The sequence below is a fragment of the Neorhizobium tunisiense genome (genome assembly GCF_039631515.1).
Taxonomy (GTDB): Bacteria; Pseudomonadota; Alphaproteobacteria; order Rhizobiales; family Rhizobiaceae; genus Neorhizobium.
In genome coordinates this window covers 12,383-27,959 of the sequence record NZ_JBDIUU010000014.1, presented here as the reverse complement: position 1 = coordinate 27,959, position 15,577 = coordinate 12,383, and the positions used below count along the sequence as shown (strand labels likewise).

Annotated in this window: 14 protein-coding genes; 2 read left to right on the top strand and 12 right to left on the bottom strand. The window is 56.6% G+C overall.

Going from position 1 to position 15,577, the window contains the following annotated elements; genetic code table 11:
• The first annotated feature begins 25 nt into the window (after nucleotides 1-25).
• Nucleotides 26-783 (top strand): IS5 family transposase gene (locus tag ABCW43_RS28555; protein ID WP_345930713.1). Its coding sequence is split into 2 segments (ribosomal slippage): nucleotides 26-362 and nucleotides 362-783, totalling 759 coding nucleotides; the frame shifts between segments, so codons are not numbered across the junction.
• 17 nt (nucleotides 784-800) lie between these two features.
• Here the strand turns inward: ABCW43_RS28555 and ABCW43_RS28550 are convergent.
• The 6 genes from ABCW43_RS28550 to ABCW43_RS28525 all read right to left on the bottom strand — a co-directional run bounded on the left by ABCW43_RS28550 (nucleotide 801) and on the right by ABCW43_RS28525 (nucleotide 6,505).
• On the bottom strand, nucleotides 801-1,016 hold the full coding sequence (locus ABCW43_RS28550) for a hypothetical protein (protein WP_345930712.1): 216 nt from the start codon (nucleotides 1,014-1,016) through the stop codon (nucleotides 801-803).
• Between the two features lie 94 nt (nucleotides 1,017-1,110).
• A complete protein-coding gene (locus tag ABCW43_RS28545) occupies nucleotides 1,111-1,620 on the bottom strand; it encodes a DUF995 domain-containing protein (RefSeq protein ID WP_345930711.1) in 510 nt (169 codons plus the stop codon).
• An 18-nt stretch (nucleotides 1,621-1,638) separates the two neighbouring features.
• On the bottom strand, nucleotides 1,639-2,604 hold the full coding sequence (locus tag ABCW43_RS28540) for a glycoside hydrolase family 26 protein (RefSeq protein ID WP_345930710.1): 966 nt from the start codon (nucleotides 2,602-2,604) through the stop codon (nucleotides 1,639-1,641).
• A gap of 18 nt (nucleotides 2,605-2,622) precedes the next feature.
• Nucleotides 2,623-4,506, bottom strand: a complete 1,884-nt coding sequence (locus ABCW43_RS28535) for a glycosyltransferase family 2 protein (protein ID WP_345930709.1) — start codon at nucleotides 4,504-4,506, stop codon at nucleotides 2,623-2,625.
• The gene (galE, locus tag ABCW43_RS28530; RefSeq protein ID WP_345930708.1) at nucleotides 4,503-5,489 is read right to left on the bottom strand and encodes a UDP-glucose 4-epimerase GalE; all 987 of its coding nucleotides are present in this window, start codon (nucleotides 5,487-5,489) and stop codon (nucleotides 4,503-4,505) included. Before galE ends, ABCW43_RS28535 begins: the two co-directional genes overlap by 4 nt.
• Nucleotides 5,489-6,505: a UDP-glucuronic acid decarboxylase family protein gene (locus ABCW43_RS28525; RefSeq protein WP_345930723.1), complete on the bottom strand. Its 1,017-nt coding sequence runs from the start codon at nucleotides 6,503-6,505 to the stop codon at nucleotides 5,489-5,491. The genes galE and ABCW43_RS28525 overlap by 1 nt, the downstream gene beginning before the upstream one ends.
• A gap of 381 nt (nucleotides 6,506-6,886) precedes the next feature.
• On the opposite strand from ABCW43_RS28525, the gene ABCW43_RS28520 reads away from it, so the two are divergent.
• Nucleotides 6,887-8,032 (top strand): helix-turn-helix domain-containing protein, encoded by a 1,146-nt coding sequence (locus tag ABCW43_RS28520; RefSeq protein WP_345930707.1) that lies wholly within the window; start codon nucleotides 6,887-6,889, stop codon nucleotides 8,030-8,032.
• Nucleotides 8,033-8,057: 25 nt separating this feature from the next.
• Here the strand turns inward: ABCW43_RS28520 and ABCW43_RS28515 are convergent, their stop codons facing one another.
• From ABCW43_RS28515 to ABCW43_RS28490, 6 genes are read right to left on the bottom strand one after another with little or no spacing between them, the layout of a single operon-like run.
• A complete protein-coding gene (locus ABCW43_RS28515) occupies nucleotides 8,058-8,396 on the bottom strand; it encodes a slr1659 superfamily regulator (protein WP_345930706.1) in 339 nt (112 codons plus the stop codon).
• Nucleotides 8,397-8,410: 14 nt separating this feature from the next.
• Nucleotides 8,411-8,971 carry a slr1658 superfamily regulator gene (locus ABCW43_RS28510; protein WP_345930705.1) on the bottom strand — a complete coding sequence of 187 codons (561 nt, stop codon included), beginning with the start codon at nucleotides 8,969-8,971 and terminating at the stop codon, nucleotides 8,411-8,413.
• 4 nt (nucleotides 8,972-8,975) lie between these two features.
• Nucleotides 8,976-11,336: a SpoIIE family protein phosphatase gene (locus ABCW43_RS28505; protein WP_345930704.1), complete on the bottom strand. Its 2,361-nt coding sequence runs from the start codon at nucleotides 11,334-11,336 to the stop codon at nucleotides 8,976-8,978.
• Nucleotides 11,333-12,511, bottom strand: coding sequence for a class I SAM-dependent methyltransferase (locus tag ABCW43_RS28500; protein WP_345930703.1), 1,179 nt, complete (start codon nucleotides 12,509-12,511; stop codon nucleotides 11,333-11,335). Before ABCW43_RS28500 ends, ABCW43_RS28505 begins: the two co-directional genes overlap by 4 nt.
• Complete coding sequence (locus tag ABCW43_RS28495) at nucleotides 12,508-13,026, bottom strand: ubiquinone biosynthesis methyltransferase UbiE (RefSeq protein ID WP_345930702.1); 519 nt, start codon at nucleotides 13,024-13,026, stop codon at nucleotides 12,508-12,510. The genes ABCW43_RS28500 and ABCW43_RS28495 overlap by 4 nt, the downstream gene beginning before the upstream one ends.
• A gap of 48 nt (nucleotides 13,027-13,074) precedes the next feature.
• Nucleotides 13,075-14,796: a putative bifunctional diguanylate cyclase/phosphodiesterase gene (locus ABCW43_RS28490; RefSeq protein ID WP_345930701.1), complete on the bottom strand. Its 1,722-nt coding sequence runs from the start codon at nucleotides 14,794-14,796 to the stop codon at nucleotides 13,075-13,077.
• Nucleotides 14,797-15,577: the final 781 nt, after the last annotated feature.

The window sequence follows — 15,577 nt, the reverse complement described above, 5'->3', positions numbered from 1 at the left end:
TTGGGATCGAAAGGAGGTCGCCGCAATGAGTGATTTGCTGTTGTTGTCGGAGGCGCAAATGCGCCGGATCGAGCCGTATTTCCCACTGTGGCACGGTGTTCCGCGCGTTGATGACCGGTTGATTTTGAGCGGCATCATTTTCGTCCTGCGCAACGGACTACGTTGGCGCGACGCTCCCAGGGAATACGGCCCGCACAAGACGATCTATAACCGCTTCATCCGCTGGAGCAGGCTCGGCGTGTTCAACCGGATTTTGGCCGAACTGACGGCTAAACGCGGCGGCAGGCCCGAGCAGTTGATGATCGACGCGACCCACTTGAAAGCCCACCGCACCGCAGCCAGTCTGCTAAAAAAGGGGATGTTCCCCGACGTATCGGACGTACCAAAGGTGGATTGAACTCCAAGCTGCATGCCGTCTGGGATGATCACGGTCGACCACTCATCCCGCTTCTGAGCGAAGGACAGATGAGCGACTACAAAGGGGCAGCGAAAATGCTTGCCGCCTTTCCCAAGGCCAAGACCCTATTGGCCGACAAGGGGTATGACGCCGACTGGTTTCGAGACGCCTTGGCCGCACGCAAGATCACGGCCTGCATTCCGTCTCGGACAAACCGCAAGGTCGTCATCCCACATGATCCGGCGCTCTACAAAAAGCGCCACAAGATCGAAAACATGTTCGGCAGGCTCAACGACTGGAGGCGAATTCACACCCGATACGACCGCTGCGCCCACACCTTCTTCTCGGCAATATGCATCGCTGCAGCCGTCATCTTTTGGCCTTGATGCAATGAGTCCTGAGCCTAAAAACGCACTGTATAATGCGATGCAGGTTCTTTCCGCGCGATCAGCATAACATGATCCTCGGAGGCATCTGCAAGCGTCAGTGCCAATTCCGCTGCGGACCATCCGCGTTTCTCCAGATTATCGAGCATTTCCATCATCGCGATTTCGACCTCTCTTCTGCAGTTCGAAATCTGTCTCAGTTCGATGTGTTTTCCTTTTGAACTGGTAATCATCCTGGTCTCCGTTTTGCCGCCACATGGGAGGGCCGCTTGATATGAAAGTTCGTAACATTGGCGGCAAGGGTTGCTGCGACCCTTCGCTTCGCCGTCACTTGTCTTGACCGACGATTGCCTCAATGCGACGCAGTCGCGAACTCACGTAATCGCCATGCCGAAGCTTTGCGAATTCGTCGGTCGTTTGTGACGGAGCATTTCTGAAAATGTACCATTTGCCATCGGGCTCACGCTTCTGATAGATCAGGCCTCCCATCTTGCGGTGGCTGAAGCAGGTGGTTGCCGCTGCCATCCCATTTTTGGCGTGCCAATCGGCGTTGAAACAGAGCTTACCCGGCGTGGTGATGAACCAGCGGCCTATGCCGTAGGACACTGCGCCGTTTTCCCGCGACCAAGCGGTGAAGGTGCGCGCCTTTACGGCAAAATAGCCTGCGCCAGCTTTCCAGATCCAAGAATTCTTGCCATAGAGTCTGTAGATTTCTGCATTGCTCAGAGGCTTCGAGGTTTCGATTCCGGCGTGCTCCCGCGTTCCTGCCGCAGACCCGGCCGTGGCCATGCTGCCAGCTAATGCGGCGGCAAGAAGCACTTTTTGAACTGTCGACATGTTTGGGCTCCTTCTTGGTCAATTGATGGTCTGGCGGGTAATCCGCCAGTCAGGTCGGCCATAGCCGTCTGGCCACGGATAGACTTCACGATCGTTGAAGTAGACAACGGCGCTCAACGCCGGGAACTCAGCGTATCGCTTTGTCACGCTTTCGGCCCAGTTCCGCGCATACGAGTCATCTCCCTCGTAGCCGAGTTCGGCAACCATGATCGGTTTGCCATACCGCGCGACACGACCATATCCGGGCGATAGGCGCTCCGAAAACGTCTGATCACGGCCGGTTTTATCCCTATCGTACTGCTGCAGGCCAAAGATCGAGAGGCCGACCACATCAACGACGTCGTCACCAGGATAAAAGGCTTCGAGTCCTTCATTGCCCTTGGGCGACCACATGTATTTGGCCGTCTTGAGATGATCCCGGCAGACACGAACCATCCGCCGATAAGCTTCCACATAATCCACTCCACGCCAGTGCGACCAGGAGAACTGATTGTCCGTCTCGTCCATTTCCTGCGCCCACCTTATGATGACCGGACTTTTCAGCGCGGCGGCTGCCGAGCAAACAGCGGCCATGTTGCCGTCGCGTGAACCGTCCACGATGCTGCGCAACAGCTCTTGCGAGCTCTGACGCCAATCGCGTGACCAGGACCAAGGCTCGACGGAGATCAGTAAGGTGCGGCCGCGAGCTTGCGCATAGTTGTCGGCAAAGGTCAGCGTGGAAAGGTCGACGTCCTCCCATGGCAGAAAGAGATGTTCGATCTTCGAACTGAGCGCCTCGGCGAAATCGCCATGCGGATCATAGGCGCCCACGGTTATCGATTCAGGGCCTACGATCGGCCTCTTGATTGATAGCGTGGCTGATGGTGCTGTCATCGCAAGTGACTGCGCTTTGGGAACCCCGCGCGGGGCCGTTGCTGTGAGCATGGCTCCGGACAACAACAGGCTGGTTAGTGACAAGGCCACTACTTTCGACAGGCTATGCATTGTCAATCTCCTTCAGGCTTAGGCGCCGCCAATCCGGATGGCAGCCCCCGTTTTCAATTCGATTCCCGCCGGAACGGAAATCCATCGTGGCTTCAAGACGGTCCTGCGTAGTGCGGCTCCACCCTTACCGGCACCGGCAACCGCATAGCGCTGTTCGAAAATCTGCAAGCGTCCGCTCCCCCAGGCGAGTGCCTCGGCCCCGTCTTTCCCGTGGATGATCGCTGCAACCCCCGGCAGTGCGATAAGCGTCAGGAGCGCTGTCGCCATTGCCGGGCGGTAGAAACGGGGGGCTGCTGCGATTGTGTTTTCCCGTGAATGCCGGACAACGATGACCAACAGCAGCAGCGAGTAGATTGCCGCGTTCAGGATGGTGAAGAGGTAGAACCCCTTGGGCGCTCCGGCACCGTTGGCAGACAGGGCTGGCAGTACAGCTGCGATTGCGAGGAAGATGTAAGGCGCCAGAACGCGCAGCGGCAACGGAGCGACCTCCGTTCGACCTTTCGGGGTGACCCGGAAATCGACGAACGATCCGGTGAACCAGTCGTGGACCGCAGCCAAGGTACCGGCGACTGCCCAGGGCCAGCGCGCAAAAAGAAAGAGCATGCATTCCCAGCTCAGGATCTTTGCGTCGTAGGGCCGGAACGAACCGCTGGCTCGCCAGCGGTAGGCCATCAGCACGAGAATGACCGAGAGCGGTACGAAATGCGCGAGAAAATCCGGATAGGTCACAGCCACGAAGTTTTCGCCACGAGCCAGAGCGATGATCGGGATCGCAAACATGAGAAGCATGAAGAGTGCGAAGAGCGGATACCAGAGCTGGGAGAAGAGGAACTGGAACTTGAGCCTGAGCGGCAACCGGCCGACAACGTGGGGCGAGTACCGCAACAGCAGCATGACGAGGCTCCGCGACCACTGGAACTCCTGTGTCACAAGGTCGCTGAAGGTGCCGGGTCCGTCGCCATGGGCGATAGCGTCGAGGGCGTGTACGCCCCGCCAACCGGTAGCATTCATCATCAATGTCGTCGAGTGATCTTCCGCCAGTTCCGGGCCGAGGCCACCGATCTCCCTGAGCGCCGCCGTGCGAACCGCGTAATGCGATCCTATGCACAGCGGCGCCAGCCCCCCGTTGTAGCCGGCCTGAAGCGAGCCGTGCATGCTGGCTTCGGCATAGAGCCTTCCGCGTGCCGACCAGCTTTCGGACGCGTTCTTATCGCAGATGCTGGGCGCCGAGACGTAGCCAATTTTCGGATCGGCGAACGGGCGCAGCATCTGGAAAAGATAGCCAGGCTCGGGAACGTGGTCCGCATCGAGCTGTGCCACGAAGTCATAGCGGTCGTAACCGTAAGTGTCGTAAAAGAAGGCGAGATTGCCTTCCTTGCAACGCGTCCGCCTGGGCCAGGAGGTCCTGTGGTAGTCGGGTCGTCCTTTGCGGGTTGAAACGAAGACGCCGTGCCTGCTGCACCAGAGGAGGGTTTCGGCGGAAGGGTCCTCGTCGGCAATCCAGGTATCATGCGGCACATCCTGGGCAAGCATCGCCTGCAATGTCTCTTTGACGACGGAGAAGGGCTCCGACGGTGCCTTGGTCACGACCATGGCTGCGCGACTGCCGGCCGGTAGGCGCAAAGGGCCGTTTGGCCTTGTTGCCCGGTAGAAGACGATGATGAAATAGGCCGGCAGAACGGTGATCCAGATCAGCACGAGGCTCGCGATAATCGAGCCGAACGCATCCGTGTGATGGCGTGACTCCAGCCACCAGGCCCAAAAGTAAATGAAAGCAACCGCCCACACGCCCGCCCCACAAAGATATTCCGCCCGGCGATGCCCAGTCAGAACTGGCACAAGCAGCGGCTCTTGCGATCGCTCCGAGGCATCCGTCGCTCTGACGATTGAAAGTTCGCTCACGAGTGCACCTCCAATCCAAAGAACGGGGCGGCCGTCCGTACGATGGTCTTCAGGTCGGAGTGTTGAGGCCAGAAACGCAGCCGCTCACGCGCTAAGCTCGGGTCCGCATAAAGGCTGGGCGGGTCGCCAGGCCGGCGCGGGCGGATCACGATCGGAACCTCGCGCCCGGTCGTTTCTTCGATCATGAGCAGGACTTCTTTGATGGAGAAACCGCGTCCGGTGCCGAGATTGAGAGCAAGGTTTGCCCCGCCTCTGGCGAGATGCTCAAAAGCCAGAATGTGGGCGCGTGCCAGGTCGGCGACGTGAATATAATCCCTTACGCAGGTACCATCCGGCGTGTCGTAGTCGTCACCGAAGATCTCCAGGTGCGGGATCCGGCCGGCTGCAGCCAGCATTGCCCGCGGAATGAGGTGGGTTTCTGGAACATGCCATTCACCAAGTTCGCCATCCGGATCGGCTCCGCAGGCGTTGAAGTAGCGCAGCGCGACGTAACGCAGGCCAAAAGCAACCGCGTAGTCGGCGAGCACATTCTCACCGATCAGCTTGGTCTTGCCGTAAGGATTGATCGGAGCTTGTGGCGTCGCCTCATCAATCGGTAGTGCGGGAGGGATCCCATAGACGGCGCAACTCGATGAAAATATGACGTTCTGAAGTCCGGTCTGCCGGCAGGCATCGGCAAGCGACAATGCACCGCAGACATTGTTGTTATAATATTTGGCGGGATTTTGCACCGACTCGCCGACATAAGCCGAGGCCGCGAAATGAATGACTGCGTCGGGAACATATTTTTCGATGACCTCGATTAAGCCGTCGGAATCGAGGACGTCGCCCTCGATGAAAGGCCCCCAGCGGACAGATGATCGGTGCCCGGTAGTGAGATTGTCGTAGACGATCGGCTCGATCCCTTCCAACCGAAGCAACTTGGCAGTGTGACTGCCGATAAAGCCGGCGCCGCCTGTGACAAGAACACGGACTGCAACCATCAGATCGCCCCCGCTAAGTCGGGGGCCGTGCGGGTGAAAAGGCGATTGAAATGATCGATCGTCTGCATGAGGCCGCTCGCCAACTCCACATTCGGACGCCAGCCGAGTTCTCGTATGGCGAGCGTAATATCGGGGCGGCGCTGGCGAGGATCGTCGGCGGGCAGCGGGCGGTGGATGATTTTTGACCGGGACCCGGTCAATCCGATCACCTGTTCAGCCAGTTCTCCAATCGTGAATTCCCGGGGGTTGCCGAGATTTACCGGTCCCGTCAGCGACGCCGATGACGCCATCATGCGAATGAGGCCGTCGATGAGATCGTCGACAAAGCAGAACGAACGGGTCTGTGAGCCGTCGCCGTATATCGTAATGTCCTGTCCCGTCAGGGCCTGGACGACGAAATTCGAAACTACGCGGCCGTCGTCCGGGCGCATCCGAGGACCGTAGGTGTTGAAGATGCGAACGACCTTGATCTCGACGTGGTGCGTTTTGTGAAAGTCGAAGAACAAAGTCTCTGCGCAACGCTTACCTTCATCATAGCAGGAGCGCGGGCCAAAGGGATTGACGTTGCCCCAGTAACTTTCGACTTGCGGGTGGACATGCGGGTCCCCGTAGACCTCGGAGGTGGATGCCTGCAGGATGCGTGCACCCGTGCGCGCGGCCAGTTCCAGTAGGTTGAGCGACCCTATTACGCAGGTCTTCATGGTGTGGATCGGGTCGGATTGATACTGCGGGGGAGATGCCGGGCAGGCGAGATTGTAGATCTCGTCAACTTCCAGCTCGATGGGCAGCACGATGTCGTGGGCGACGATGTTGAAGGCATCGGAGTGATTCAGACGAGCAATATTGCGCGTCAAACCTGTGGAAAAATTGTCGAGACAGATCACCTCATGCCCCGCTTCCAGGAGCACCTCACATAGATGTGATCCGAGAAAGCCGGCGCCGCCGGCGACAAGAATTCTCTTTCGTGCCTGGTGGATATGTGATGAATAGTTCCTGCTGTGGACCGAAGTCTGCACAGAACGCGCACGTATATTGCCGAGATAGTTCACAACTATCCTCCCATGTCTCAGTCTTGTTTTGGATATATGTCGGTGCACATTGAGAGCGCTGCAAAACTGCATCGCTTGGCAATTGAATGCTTGGCTAACCCGGTTTGTGTTCCGAATTAGTACTTGTTATCTAGATACAGCCTGAAGGCGCGGTTGTCGTTATCCCTGCATCCTAAAAATTGTCGTTCCGTACATATCTGCTGAAAACCGAATATGATAGGAAGCTTATGCACGCAACGTTTCAGCCACTTCCGTAGCCGGTCGGAGTGTGCGGAGGATCAGCCGAGAAAGCGAGTGTTTGCTCCCAATATCAACGGCTAGGGTCGGCTTGTGCGCTGGAGAAGTTGGATGGCTACTGGGTCCGGATCCGGAGATAAACCCGCCGAGGGACAGGAATGGCCGGACCACATGGAGCGGCGGCGCTGGCCGCGCGAACCCTCCACGGGGAAAGAAGATCGTTTGGATGTCCCGCCTGCTTTGGTGCCATTACGATTTTCGACCCAAGACTTGCCATCGGACGAACAGTTCAGAGCATGGCGGTCACATATGGCGCCGCTCGTGGATGTTCATCTGCCGTACGAAAGTTTACCCAACGACAGTTTTTTCGCCGAACAGATTGGTTGGCGTCTCAACGACATACTCATCGTCCAGCAGCGCGCGCAGGCATACAGCTATGTCCGAGATCAAGCCATGCTGCGGTCAAGCCCGATCGACCATTGGAACCTCGGTGTGCTTCGCAGCGGTCGGGCCTGGACGGAGGTCAGTCGTCATGTGATGGAGACCGGCCCGGGTGAGATATTTTTCAGGTCTCTCGGCAGTCCATGCCGCGGGCGAATGACTGATTCGATCGCTGTGCTAGTCTTCTTGCCCTATGAACTGTTGGCTGGCGATGCGAGTCTTCTCCAGAACGCCAACAACGTGGTGCTCTCCGGCAGTCTGGCTGAATTGCTCATCAGCTATATCAGTGGCCTGGAAGCGAACCTGAGCAATTTAACTGCAGCGGAGGTGCCGCGGATCATACGAACGATCGGCGATATGGTCGTTGCTTGCGCTGCTTCGTCCACAAAACTGAATAGTAACCAGGATCAGACGATGGGCCTGATGGAGCGAGCGCATCGCTACATTCACCTCAACCTTCATTCAGATCATTTGACGCCTGATGTCATATGCCGCGCGTTAGGTATCTCCCGTACGCGGCTCTACCAATTGTTCGAAGCGAACGCAGGCGTCCTCAATTACATTCGCAGGCGTCGATTGCTGCAGGCATATGCAGATCTTAGCAACCCGGCAGATAACAGGCCGATTTCGCTGATCGCGGAGGCGGCCGGATTTGACGTTGCCGCCAACTTTACCCGCGCTTTCAGCCACGAGTTCGGGCTCAGCCCGCGTGAAATCCGGAAGACTGCGGCAAGCGAGCACCCGGCTGGTCCGGTCGCGCGTGCCACGCAACGTTACGGTACGACGATCGGCGACTGGCTGACGCTTGGAGGTTGATATGGGGTCATTGGCAGGGCTTTCGTTAGCTGAGTCTTAGATCGATCGCCGGATACAACTTCTTCAAGTTCGGAAGTGACTTTGATTGCCAATGATATTCGGAGCTTCCGCGCACCGTGAATTGAATATTCTGCTTGTTGCGCACTTCAATCGTAAGTTTCGCGAGCAGGTTGATCCCTGATGAATTGAGAAACTGCAGCCCGGTGAGGTCCACGGTAACGCGATCTGGTTCGGTTTCCAGAATACTCATGACGAGGGAAAAAATCGGCGCATAGGCCGCCGTGCTGGGCAGGCGCATGGATCCGTCGAAATAGATTTCCGTACCCTCCGACCAGACGCGATATTCTTCTTCCTTGATTTCCATATTGAACACCCCAATCAATTCGATACATTCGGGACTGTAATAGACGCATAGGTTTCCAGCGGGATTTTTCCGTCTGGCTCCTCAGGTCCAAAAACCCATGCAAAGTGGGCGCCATAATCGCTCATCAGCGTTAGAAGCCCGAGGCCTGCGTCGCTTGTGTTCGTACCGATCGCATTCGCCTCGATCCGCTTTATGAGAAGCTCGCCCGGATCTCCCATGGTGATTTCCGATAGCAAATGCTGGAACTGCATGGCTGGTTTCTCCTCGATAAGATTGGAGACTTTTGCGCGGAATACATTGCCCTTGACCGAGGCTCCCACGACGATCTCGCCGGCAGCCCGGAACTTTATCGCGTTCTCAATGAGTTCGTTCGTCAGATAAGCCACATTGTGGCGAACCTCCTGGTAGAGGCTGTGGGATGCGCGGTAGCGCAGGGCAACGAGTTCGGCGACGAAATCCGACGTGATCGCGCAGTGCTTCCAGCCAAGTTCGAGAGGCCCCTCGAAGAGGCAAAGCCGGGTAATATTTTCGCCTGTTCCGATAGCCAGATCTTCCAATCCGTACAAAGTCTTCATTCGCTCACCTGTGTCTCATAACAACGAGTGTGATGTCGTCATGAATCTTCTGAGTTCCGATATGGGTCATCAGGTCGCTAATGATGCCGATTTTGACATCCTCGGCGCTCTGCCCGTATCGCCGACCAGCGCTTTCGCAAAGTCGCTCGATGCCGAAGAACTCACCGGCGCGATTCTCGGCCTCGGTCACGCCGTCGGTGTGAAGAATGATCATGTCGTCGCGATCAAAGGAGACTTCACGCGTTACCACGAATTGCGAAATATCCGGTTCCAACCCGATCGGCAGGCCGAGATCCAGTGTATCGATCCGCTCCACCTTGCCCAACTTGCGCACAACGATCAGTTCCTCATGCTGGCCCGAAAGGGTCAAGCGCTTTCCGTCGTAATCCAGGAAGGCGAGCGACAAGTGTTTGTTGGTGCTGATCCTGACGAGGTTCTTATAGATGGCGCGGTTCAAACTGTTCAGAAACTGCGACGGGTCCATGTCGCCCGCTTCCTGCAAGGCTCGTGCGGTCGATTGGACCATCAGCATCAGGACGCCGCTTTCGAGGCCATGTCCGGTCACGTCGCCGATGCCGATTTTCAGCCGCTTTCCGTCCCTCAGGACATCGTAGTAATCGCCTCCGACCTCGTCGGCTGGCCGCATATAGGCTACGATCTCTAGATCGGTAATTTCCTCCAGCTCACGGGCCTTGGGGAGGACCATCATCTGGATGCGGCGTGCGACGGCGAGTTCTGCGCCGAGGCGCAAGTTTTCGTTGCGTAACCTATGGTTCAGGGTGGAGATTTGCAGGTTCGCCTCTTCGATCTCCGTGGTTCTGTCCTCAACGAGCTGCTCGAGATTTTCCGTATGGAAGCTGATCTGTTCTGCCATGCGATTGAAGGCTAAGCCCGCCTCGCCGACCTCGTCATGTGTCGGGATGTCGAGCCTGACTGAATAGTCCTTGGCCTGTATGCGCTTGGCAGCGTCGGCGAGCGCACTGATACCTCTGGTTATACGCTTCGATATGGCGAAGACGGCTCCGATGACGAAGCATAGGGATACTAGAAGGGCCAGAATCTGGTAGATCAGGATCCGGTTCGTCGCTTGTGAAATTCCCGCCTGGGCCGCAAACAACGAGGCGTAGATCTCGCGCTCCGGCACGACGATGCCGAGCAGCATAGCCTCACGCCGAACCGGGCCGGAGACCCAGAGGTTCGTCGGCTGCAGTTGCCTCAGGGCAACGAGGTAGGGGACCTTCTCGCCGTTTTCATGCAGGAGAATGTGCCGCAACAGTCCCTCTTCTCCCAGCGGCAGTTGCGCGATTTCCGGCTGTAGGCTCTTTCTCAGAGAGCGGTTCAGGCCCGTTACACCCTCGCCGCCCGTATCGCTCGATGCTTGCAGGCCAATGATCTTCTCGCCGATCGGATTGATGGCGACGACATTGCCGTCGGACATGCTGAGGAAACCGAAGCCACTGTCGGCGACTTTAACGTTCTCGACGATTTCCGCCAGTTGGTCGAGTGTGATATCCGCTCCGGCGGCGCCTGCAACCCTCGTGCGGTCAGGGGACCAGAGGGGCTGAAAGAAACTGACGATGAGCTTGCCGGTGATCGCATCCGTATATGGCGCCGTCTGGGTGATGTCGTTGCTGACTGGACGCTGCCCTGGATCCTTAGCCCATTGTTCCCAGGACTCGTAGAGCCCGGGAAAGAAGAAGGTCCAGAACTCCGCGCTGTTATGGCCCGGATAGAGCCTGTCGAACGTCTGGGCCTGCTCCGTGTAAGGTGCCGTCCTGAAGATCGGACGCTCCTTCGGGCCGATGTAGTACATCTGCAGCTTCGAAAGGCCGTTTGCCAGGAGGCTTGGCGCAACCAAGTCGAGCACTGCGCTATTTTCGATATCCCTTTGAACTTCGGGCAGCGGAACGTGGTCGGACCCCAGAAGGTATCCCCAGACGCTGACGACGGATAATGGGCCGGGCAAGTTCTGGGCCCACCCTCCTTTCGAATCATAGACGACGTTTACGGTTCCCGGGGCGCCGCGGGCCATCGCCCCCCCAATCTGGGTCTCCCGCAAAGGACGATCGATCTGCGCTTGAAGGACGCCTGCCAAGGTGCTCACGTCGGAGTGGACCTGGTTCAGAAGCAGATTGACATGTTCGGCCGTCGTTTCCGCGTAGGAACGGATGTAACTCTGATTGGCCTGTTCCAGCCCCTGGCCGACCTCGGCCGTCGCATCGCGGGAGAGTCTTTGCACATTCCAAAGCGCTAGGCCCCCGGTCACCAGCAAATCGAAGAGCACGGCGCTTCCGACAACGAGAACAAACTTCGCGCGGAATGATCGTAAGCCGGAACGTGCGATCTGCTGACTGGACGTGCTCATGGCGGTTTACGCCCGGATGCCGCCCAGACTGGCCAGCCAGCATAGCCCCTGGGATGAAGGGCTGCAAAGATGTGGTCGTTGAACCCTTGGCGGAAGCGTTCTATGAACTCGGGAGGATCGCCACGTTTCACGGCCATTTCTCCGGCGTAGACGTTTTCCCAGGCCGCTATTACATCGGCGAAGTCCTGCGGGTCTCCGTCGAGGTTGGTGACCATGAAGGATTCCATGATGATCTCGTCGAAGCCGGCATCGACGAGATATCGGCGGCTCTTTGGACCGAATTCCACATCCATGTCGAAGTGGCTGAACAGTTTCGCGACCTCGTTATATGTCCATTGAATGCTTCGCGATCGGGGTTCTCCCAGGCAGTGCGAATTCTTTTCGTTGGTTATATACACCCGCCCGCCCGGCCTACAGATCCGGTAAAGCTCCTTCAAAAGCACGATCGGCCGGTTGAATATCTGGAGCGAATGACGGCAGGTCACAAAGTCGAACTGATTGTCCTCAAGCAACATTTCGGAGGCGTCGCCATAGGTATATTCGATATCGGCAATGCCGAAGCTGGCTGCCATATCGCGTGCATAGCCCAGGCTCGTCTTCGAATGGTCGAGCGCCACGACGCGCGTTGGCTGGAACTCTTTTTTGACAAGCATGGCGAAATCGCCGATGCCGCAGCAGATATCGGCCATCACGATTCCCGGCCGCATGCCGTGGCGGGGAAGGATCGTTCGCTCGTGGCGCCAGGTCATCTTGGTCTGCGTGCGCAATATCGGAATGAAACTCGTATCCTCGACGAAGGCTTGGCCGGGGTAGAATTTGGAATCATAAACTTCCACGGTTATCCGCGGCTCGATCCTGTTCAGGTGCGCGAACATGCGTTCGATCCAGCCGACGACGCTTGAGGTCACCACCACGATGCGAAGATCTGATCTCGCACGACAAGCATCCAGAACGACACGCGCAAAGGCCTGAAACGCTGTGTTATTCATCTGGACGAGACGTTTCACATTGATGTAGAGAACCCCGCGTACGTCATCGATAGCCCCTTTGAGCATGGAAATGCTTGCCGCGATCTCGTCGACCGAGCGCGGCCGGATCACGCCGGCCAGCGAGAATTCCTGGCTATTGGCATCGAACTCCGCATTGAAGGACGATGAAAAGACAGTCGTGCTCAATTTATGGCCCCTTCAAGCGGCAGGTCGACCACGAAGGTTATGGATGCCGGAGCACGTTCCTCAAGATGCACGTCGGCGTCGAAATTGATTGCCAGATTGAGAAGAATGACTTCCCTGTTTGGCGTCTGATCCGTTGAAATGGCGCCAAGATAGCGCGAAAACGCATCTTCCTGATGGGTTCTAGAAACTGCCTCGCGGTAGAATTCCTGCTGCCCTGAAGAGCAGGTGAAGCTGAGTTTCACACGTTCCATCAGGTCGCGTCGGTAAACGATGCAGTCTATTGTCCCTTCGGGAGAACCGCCCCGGAATGACATCTCCAGCAGTTCATTGAGAGCAAACGAGAAGAAATTTGAGTGCCGAATTGGATCCGTGCGGTTGTGGCTGATCATCCGCGCGATGAAGGTCGAGAGCTGATCGCAATGCAGCCAGTCCGAAAGAAATGCTCGCATGTCCATCTCGAACTGGAGCAGAGGCGCGAAGGCGGGTTCCTCAGGCTTCTTGCTGGCTGTATGCATGCCGCTCCTCCTTCCATACCCGCTCCTAGGAAGTTCAAAAATTGACTGTCACATTCGCTCAGGATCCAAAGGTCGCATTGGTTTGCGAATCGGGAAGTTCCCGAAGGGAACGGGCGGCGTAAACCTCCCGAGGAATGCGCCTATCCTCTCGGCGGGCATTGGCTTGCTTAGAAAATATCCCTGAAGCCGATCACATGCATTCTTGTTGAGCCAAGCGGCTTGTTCTGCCGTTTCCACACCTTCGGCCGTGACGCTCATGCCGAGCCCGTGGGCAAGCGCGATAATGGATCGGACGATGGTCCGGCTTTTGTAATCAACCTCGAGATCCTTGATGAAATACTGGTCGATCTTGATCGTGTCGAACGGGAAGTTTTTCAGATAGCTGAGCGACGAATAGTAGGTTCCAAAATCGTCAAGCGATATCTGCACTCCCAGCATTTTCAATGTATTCAGTGTATCAAGATTGTTGATCGTACGCTCTAGAAGCACAGATTCGGTGATTTCAAGCTCAAGCTGGTCAGCGCGAAGTCCGACAAGATCCAGGGTTTGAGCAACGCGATCGGTAAGCCCTGCGTGCAGGAATTCCGCCGGAGAAAGATTGACGGCAACCGTGAAGTGGGGCGGCCACGTCATTGCCTCCCGACAGGATTGTTCAAGAGCCCATTGGCCGATATCGCTCATCAAGCCGTCCGTCTCGGCGATCGGAATAAACAGTCCGGGTGGAATGACGCCCATCAAGGGATGCCGCCATCGCAATAGCGCTTCGAAGCCTACGATCGAGAAAGGAGCCTGCACAAGTGGCTGATATTCAATGAAGAACTGCTCATCTTTGAGCGCAGTTCGCAAACTGCGACGCAACGTCTCTCGTTGTTCCAGAACCGTGAGCATGGAGCGATTAAACCTTCTCGCCCTGCGCCGGCCATCCTCCTTAGCAGCATAGAGTGCAATATCTGCCGCTTTCATGAGCAGTTCGAATTCGTTTCCATCTGTTGGAGCGACCGCAACTCCCACGCTTGCACCGACAAAGACGCTAAGGCCATCGACCATGAATGGCTCCTTGAAAGCATGGACGAGATCTTCTGCCAGGCGTTCCGCTTCCTCAGGTTGAGCATTTCTCCGCTGAATGATTGCAAACTCGTCGCCAGCCAATCGATAGGCGAATTCCTGCTCTCCGAGCACACTCCGTATCCGTTCGGCAGCCATCTTCAGCACCATATCGCCTGCACTGTGGCCCAATGTGTCGTTGACCGGTTTAAAATCGTCGAGATCGATCTGCATGAGGGCGAACTTTGCCTTTGATGCGGTCAAGACGCCTCGCAATTGATCGCTGAAATGCCGTCGATTTGGCAACCCCGTTAAAACATCATGGGTAGCTTGGTAAAAAAGAAGCGTTCGCTCGTTCTCGGCTTGGCTATCGGTCCCGCGCAGGATTGCGTTACCATTCGTTTCGACGACGCCCAAGCCGCGAGGGCTGCGGAAAACGATGAGTGTGCGCTGGTCCTCTGCCTTGTCGTTTGCAACCTCTATCTTTCGCGGGAAGCCATTTGCGAGCACGAGTTCGACCGCAGATTTGGTTAAGGGTGCCAGCAATTCCGGATAGACGCGCCACAACGTCGTGCCGATTAGAGAAGCACCGCCATATATCTGTCGGTACTTTGCCGAGCATTCCGTAAGATGAAAGCTCTCGTCATAAAGAGAGATCACTTCGTCGGTTTCGGCAAGGAAATCGGTCTTGACAGAAGCAGACTGTGTCACATCCCGGTCCCGCATCCGTTCCTTTCCTTTCCTTCCCCAGGGCCTCTTGGAAACAGCCCCACTAATCCATTTACATTCGTTTGGCCTTGATGTGGCTCTATCGTATATCCTAAATTAGTTAATTCTGAAAGACTATCGCAAACGTATTGCATTCACTGCCACTCCACCAGCGAAATAATAATTTCGTCAGTTGCTTTCTTGTCTTGGGAGAGGTTTCTAGATGCAATTCAGCGGTCCCGTGCGTCCAATTACCAATGCTGTCGTAGAGCCTTGGCAATCCGGGGAAATTATCGGTCCTGTCGGATATGGTCGTCAGCCTCAGTGCATTCGCCGTGCACAAAGTTCCTTTGAGCCGCGGTCAGATGCCGGGGCGGAGAGCCCGCTTCCGGCTCTATCCGACGGATCAGCTCGCCGAATTCCAGGAGGCAGTTCAGGCTCTTTGTCTGCCTCCGGACTGCCGGCCCCAACCGTCACCTTGATTAGTTATCGAGGGAAGCTTTCGATGTGCAGTGTGATTTCATGCCAAATCCGCTGGGGGTACAAACCCAAGGACTGGGCCCGCCATAGGCCAGTGCCGACGGCGAAGACTGGAGCCTCGAGCGCTCAATCGTGGCCTTGCCGATTGCCGCGGTGACCATCATATCCTTGTTCGCAGAACCGGTCACCGACGGCATCATCGATGTTATAGTCTTGGAATGCTCGGGCATTACAGTGCAGGACGACAGGAATACCATCATTAAAATTGTAGGGCGAGTCACCAATCAGATCTCCCGTTCGTGCGCTTTTCACACCTGTA